The 5,639-nt window shown below is 64.2% G+C and carries 8 protein-coding genes; all 8 read right to left on the reverse strand.

The features are described from left to right. Positions 1-591 (reverse strand): calcium-binding protein (locus tag JNK99_RS13055; protein ID WP_291853821.1); only part of this gene is annotated, 591 nt, incomplete at its 3' end. 127 nt (positions 592-718) lie between these two features. Continuing rightward, entirely contained in the window at positions 719-1,207 is a 489-nt protein-coding gene (locus tag JNK99_RS13060; RefSeq protein ID WP_291853822.1) for an Lrp/AsnC family transcriptional regulator, read from the reverse strand. Beyond that, positions 1,204-1,686, reverse strand: a complete 483-nt coding sequence (locus JNK99_RS13065; protein ID WP_291853824.1) for an AsnC family transcriptional regulator — start codon at positions 1,684-1,686, stop codon at positions 1,204-1,206. The genes JNK99_RS13060 and JNK99_RS13065 overlap by 4 nt, the downstream gene beginning before the upstream one ends. Further along, positions 1,679-2,668, reverse strand: a complete 990-nt coding sequence (locus JNK99_RS13070; protein WP_291853826.1) for an Lrp/AsnC family transcriptional regulator — start codon at positions 2,666-2,668, stop codon at positions 1,679-1,681. The genes JNK99_RS13065 and JNK99_RS13070 overlap by 8 nt, the downstream gene beginning before the upstream one ends. Beyond that, positions 2,668-3,831 (reverse strand): cytochrome D1 domain-containing protein, encoded by a 1,164-nt coding sequence (locus tag JNK99_RS13075; RefSeq protein WP_291853828.1) that lies wholly within the window; start codon positions 3,829-3,831, stop codon positions 2,668-2,670. Before JNK99_RS13075 ends, JNK99_RS13070 begins: the two co-directional genes overlap by 1 nt. Positions 3,832-3,935: 104 nt before the next feature. Further along, complete coding sequence (locus JNK99_RS13080; protein ID WP_291853830.1) at positions 3,936-4,445, reverse strand: TlpA disulfide reductase family protein; 510 nt, start codon at positions 4,443-4,445, stop codon at positions 3,936-3,938. 4 nt (positions 4,446-4,449) lie between these two features. Next, complete coding sequence (locus JNK99_RS13085; RefSeq protein WP_291853832.1) at positions 4,450-5,277, reverse strand: ABC transporter permease subunit; 828 nt, start codon at positions 5,275-5,277, stop codon at positions 4,450-4,452. Positions 5,278-5,285: 8 nt separating this feature from the next. Continuing rightward, on the reverse strand, positions 5,286-5,639 hold a 354-nt coding region (locus JNK99_RS13090), incomplete at its 5' end, for a nitrous oxide reductase accessory protein NosL (RefSeq protein ID WP_291853834.1).

Genomic DNA, 5,639 nt, shown 5'->3' on the forward strand with positions numbered 1-5,639 from the left:
GGCGGCGAGCGTGCTGTAGACGGTGTCGTTGCCGCCGCTGGCCAGGTCGGGGTTGGTTTCGAGAACGAGGTCGCCGACCTGGTCGACGTAGTAGAGGTCGGCGCCGTCACCACCGAGCAGCGTGTCGGCGCCGGCACCACCGTCGAGGGTGTCGGCGCCGGAGCCGCCGGTGAGGGTGTCGTTGCCGCTGGTTCCAACTAGGTTGTCGTTTCCAGACGTTCCAGCAATAAGGCTGCCGCCACCGCTCAACAAGGCACCCGTGGTCGTCGTGTTGCTTCGATAATCATCGCTCACCGAGGCAAGACTCAAGGTATAGCCACCCGTGTCATCCAGCAGGTCACCGATGCTCAAGTAATAAGTCCCCGTCGCCACCGGCATGAAGGCCATCTGCCCGGCTCCAGAGGCATCCCTTGATCCAACGAAGCTGCCACTGGCGTCAAAGATCTCGAGAAATTTTGTCGGATCGACATCGCTTCCCGTTTTCGCGGTCAGTGAATACAGCGTGTTCGCCGTCAGCGTCATCCTGAACCAGTCGTCCTCACCCACAGCGTTGATCGTCCCGCTCGCCGTGCCAAGAACAGTTACAGTCATCTCGCATCTCCTAGAAAGTTACTCGGCCGCCTTAACGGCCCCTGGAAGACCCGCCAAAGGACCCGGCTCACTGTTGTTTGGGTGCCGCCGCTTCTCCGGGGCCAGTGCAGTATGGCTTTGCCTCTGTTCAAGGGGCAATCCGCAGCCCCGTCTTCTTGAGGATCGCAGTCGAAAAGAGAACGTCGTGAGAGCGACTCCCGTGACCCAGCAGAGCGGCAATCTCGGCCACCTTGCTCAGCACCTCGCTGCGTGAACTGCCATGCACCATGACGAACAGGTTGTAGGGCCACGCGGGAAGTCGGCGCGGCCGATGGTAGCAATGGGTGACGAAATCGAGCGCGCCGACCCTTGCGCCGAGTTCGTCGATCGATTCGTCCGGCACATCCCAGACACTCATTCCGTTGGCCGTGTAGCCGATCGCATAATGATTGGGCACCGCGCCCACCCGGCGGATGACGCCCTTCTGCAGCATGCGTGACAGCCGGGCCATCACCTCTTCCGGCGGAATGCCGATCTGCCCGGCCAGCCGATGATAGGGGCGGGAAACCAGCGGCAGACCGCTTTGGGTGGCCAGCACCAGAGCACGATCGACCGCGTCAAGGACAGCAGTGTTCACGCCCGAACCGCCAGTTTCATCTCGACGAAATACTCCTTGAGCTTGGGGAAGGGAAAAACCGGCAGGCCGCTGCCATCCTCGATACAGCGGATGGCAGCGTCGATTCCCGCCTCACTCTCGGTGGCAAGCACGAACCACATGTTGAAGGGGCAGTTGCGCTCGCTCTCGCGCCGATAGTTGTGCGCCACCTCGGGCAGAGCATCGACAATCGCACGCACCCGCTGCCAGTCCGCATCAGGGACACACATGGCCGCCAGGACGAAGGCGCCGCCCATTCGCTCGACCTGAAACATCGGACCGAAGCGGGTCAGCACGCGCGCGGCCAGCAGGCGCTGCAGTCGGGCGAGCAGATCCTCCTCGGAAATTCCCAGCCGCCCGGCGACCTCGGCATAGGGTCGTTCGCAGATCGGGAAGTCTCCCTGCAGACCGTCGATGATCGCCCGGTCGATCGCATCGACGAGAAGGGCAGGCTCACGCATAGCGTGCCCCTCCCTGTTTGAAGCGGGTGAGCGAGAAAAGAACCGCATGTGCGTAGTTGCCGAGATTCAGGCGTGCGCGCAGCTCGGCAATCCTCGCCGCAACCTCGCTACGTGCCTGGCCATGGATCATGCAGAAAAGGTTGTAGCGCCATTGCGGCAGCACCCGCGGCCGCTGGTAGCACAGGGTCACTCCTGCAACACCCGCCAGGCGCTCACCGATTTCATCGATCTCTTCGTCGGGAACGTCCTGGACGAGCATTGCATTGGCAGTGTAGCCCAGTTCGTGGTGCCGGACGATCACCCCGAAACGCTTGATGATTCCCTCGGCGCACCAGCGCCGGATACGTTCGAGCACCTCGCCCTCGTCGCAGCCGATGCGGCTGGCCAGCACCGAGAACGGCCGGATGAACAGCGGCAGGCCCTCCTGCAAGGCGATGACCAGGCGACGTTCCTGTTCGTCCAGCGCGTGCGGTGGAACGAAAGCCTGGCGCCGCACGTTGCCGTCGGCAGTCGGCTTCTCCGCCCTGCCGTCCAGCGGAAAGCCGAGGTCGATATGGTATTCCTGCAGCAGCGGCAGTCTGAGCAATGGCCAGCCGGCCGCCTGTTCGATCGCACCGAGCGCCGCTTGCAGGCGCCCTTCCGATCCGGCGGTGACGACGAACCAGAGATTGTATTGATGCTCCCGCTCGTAGTTGTGGTTGACCTCCGGGAAGCGACTGACCACCTCGGCCACCGCCGACAGCTTGTCGAGCGGCACCGCCATCGCCGCCAGGGTGCTGGCACCGATGCGTTTGGGCGCAAAGACTGCTCCGACACGCGCCACCTTGCCTTCGCGGCGCAGTGTCTCGAGCGTCCGCAGCACGGTTCCTTCGCCGACCCCCAGTCGCGACGCCAGTGCGGCGAAGGGCGCCGGACAGAGCGGAAAGTCCCGCTGGAAATCGTTGAGCAGGTGGAAATCCAGCCCCTGGTCGACTGCCTGCATCAGAATCCCGTGCGGCTGGCGCGGCTGGTGAAGAAAATGCCGCTCGGCGCCTGTGCAGCGAACTCGCCGATCTTCTCGAAGCTCGCGGTATCGTAGATCACCACGCGGTTGTCGTCGCGGGCGGACAGCCAGACGTGCTCGCCGCGCGGCGTGAACTCCATGTGCAGGATGGCCTTGCCCGGTGCGAGCGTCTTCACCACCTTGCCGCTCAGGCTGTCGATCACCTCGACCCAGCCATTGTCGGGGAAAGCATAGTTGACCCACACCTGCCGGCCATCCGGCCGTGCCATGACGAACACCGGCTGACCCTTCACCTGGATGCGGCCGACTTCCTGCCAGTTGCTGCCGGACACGACCAGCACCTCGTGCCGTCCGATCGCCGGCAGGTAGGCGTTGCCCTGTGCCATCGACCAGCCACGCAGATGCGGCATCTTGAAGACCGGTAGTTTCTCCTGGCCCCGCCCGTAGTTCTGCAGGATGCGCCGGGTGCCCTGCTCCGCCTGCCAGGTATCGAGCAGCGCGACGCCGTCCTCGCCGAACAGGCCGGCCAGGTAGTAGCGCCCATCCGGTGTCACCAGTCCATCGTAGGGTTGCGAGCCGGCCGGATAGCGCCGGGTCTGCGGGCGCCCGGGGTCGGAGAAATCGCTTACCCAGATCTCGCCGCCTTCGAACAGAGCGTAGGCGAAGCGGTTTCCGGGCAGATCGGCCAGACCGACCACCTTCGAAAAACTGCCGGGCGCGTATTCGGCCGGCACCTCCGAGAGCAGTTCCAGCGTGTCGGCAGCGAAGGCCTTGATCCCGCCCGGTGTGTAATTCTGGGCGACCACGATGCGTCCATCCTGGGAGATGGAGCCGCCAATGGCGTTACCCGATTGCAGCACGCGCTTGACGATGCGCGCCTCGAGCAGATCGATCTTGGTCAGGGCGCCATCGCGACCAAAGACGTATGCGTAGCGCCCATCGCGCGAGAAGACCACCGAGGCGTGCGAGAGATCGCCCAGTCCGCCGATCCGGGCGTAGGGCTGCCGCCGGCTGGTATCCACCAGCGTCACCTCGCCACTGGCCCGCTCGATCACCAGACCGAGGTCGCCAGTTCCGCGCAGGGTCGGCGTGGTGCAGCCAACCAGCAGAAGAGTTGCCAAAAGGGCCAGTCGTTTGATCATCGTCATCACCCAGGAGAGGCTTGCCGGTGGCGCACGCCGGCGCTGCCGGATCGGTCCGCCAGCGGCCATTATCGTCAGACTTGCCAGCGCCTGACAACGGGAACTCACAGCAGCGGCCTGATGGCGTCGTCCATCTCGGAGCGGTTCATGGCGCCCAGCTTACTGCGGCGCACCCGGCCCTCCCGATCAATCACGACGGTGAATGGCAGACCGGACTTGGCGTTGCCGAGCGCCCGCATCAGCTCGATACCCGACTGCGTGCCGCCGATCAGCGACAGGTAGTTCATTTCGTAGGCCCTGGCAAAGTCGCGCACGGCCTGACGCTGCTCGACGTCCTCGATGGCGATGCCGATGACCACCAGGTCGCGGCTGATGTATCGGCTATGCACCTCGGCCAGGTCCGGAATCTCCTTGCGACACGGCATACACCAGCGCGCCCAGAAGTTGACCAGCAAAGGTTTGCCTCTGAACGACCCCAGGGCCACTGTCCGCTGCTCCGCATCGCTCAGCGTCAGGGCGAACAGGGGAGCTGCAGAAGGCAGCTCGGCGGCATTCACCCCCATGACGGACAGCGCCAGGCACGGCACGGCGAGCAGATGGCGCAGCGCCCGCATGTGGTCAGGGCAGATCACTGCGGCGAAAGCTCAGGTAACCGGTCAGTGCGCTCAACGAACCGATGGCCAGCGGATAGAGTAGCGCATAGATCCGGTAGCCGCTGCTGCCGAAAAGGTCGAGAATCACGTAGGCCGAGGGGCCGAGGACGATCAGTTGCGGATCGAACATCGCCAGTGCCGCCGTCCGGAAGACCTGCAACGGATTGAGCAGCGCGATGCCGACCGCCACCTCGGGTGCAACCCGCCCCTGGATCATCACGCCAAGCAGGATGAGGTCGAGGAAGAGCAGCATGGTCAGCCAGGCCATGAAGGCGGCGCCCTGCGCGACATCGGTGCTGCGCGCCAGGGTAGAGATGAGCATGCCGATGCCGAGAAAACACCAGGCCATGGCGGCGAGCAGGCCGGTGTAATAGAAGAACATCCCCCACGGCACCTCGATCGCCTTGAACAGCGACCACAGGACGGCGGCGAACATGGCGACGAAGACCGGCAGGAAGATGGTCACGTAACGCCCGAGAATCTTTCCCCAGAACCAGGCCGACAGCGATACCGGCAGCGACAGCAGGTATTCGAAGACACCGGCCTCGCGGTCACCCGCCACCGAGCGCACGGTGGTGATCAGCACGAAAACCGGCAGGATGGCCATGGTCAGCTGGATATAGGTGACCAGCAGGCGCGACAGGCCGATGAAGCCGAGAACCCGCGACTCGGTCAGGCCAAAGGCGAAGAGCAGCGCGACGATACCGCCGAAGACCAGGCTGTAGATCAGGAACCAGCGCGCGCGCAAGGATTCGACGATATCCAGGCGGGCGGTGAGCAGGAGTGCATTCATTCAGGGATTCACTTGCCGCGCGCCAGAATGCGCGCCTTCATTTCCGGATACGGAACCGTATCCGCTGCGGCCTCGGCGAGCGCCGCGAACTGGTAGCCCATCGGGCTTTTCGGGCCGGCCAGGTAGTGCGCGCGACGGGCATCGATCCAGTCACCGCTGTGATAGTCGGCCACCCAGTATTCGCTCTTCGGGGTTTCCTCGTTGAACGGTCGCTGCGCCAGCCAGAACATGGCGCAACCGATGTCGTCGAACTTCCACACCTTGCCTTGCGGATCGCGAATCTGCACGGCAAAGCGCTTGTCGCTGATCACCATGCCACAGCGCGGGTCGGCGTCGCGGTCCCACTTGATCTCCACCGGACC

This window comes from Accumulibacter sp. (assembly GCF_016789985.1).
Classification (GTDB): Bacteria; Pseudomonadota; Gammaproteobacteria; order Burkholderiales; family Rhodocyclaceae; genus Accumulibacter.

Excerpts from the sequence above, each read along its gene's own strand:
- JNK99_RS13065 (WP_291853824.1), bottom strand. The coding sequence starts at position 1,686 with ATGCGTGAGCCTGCCCTTCTCGTCGATGCGATCGACCGGGCGATCATC.
- JNK99_RS13070 (WP_291853826.1), bottom strand. The coding sequence starts at position 2,668 with ATGCAGGCAGTCGACCAGGGGCTGGATTTCCACCTGCTCAACGATTTC.
- JNK99_RS13075 (WP_291853828.1), bottom strand. The coding sequence starts at position 3,831 with ATGATCAAACGACTGGCCCTTTTGGCAACTCTTCTGCTGGTTGGCTGC.
- JNK99_RS13080 (WP_291853830.1), bottom strand. The coding sequence starts at position 4,445 with ATGCGGGCGCTGCGCCATCTGCTCGCCGTGCCGTGCCTGGCGCTGTCC.
- JNK99_RS13085 (WP_291853832.1), bottom strand. The coding sequence starts at position 5,277 with ATGAATGCACTCCTGCTCACCGCCCGCCTGGATATCGTCGAATCCTTG.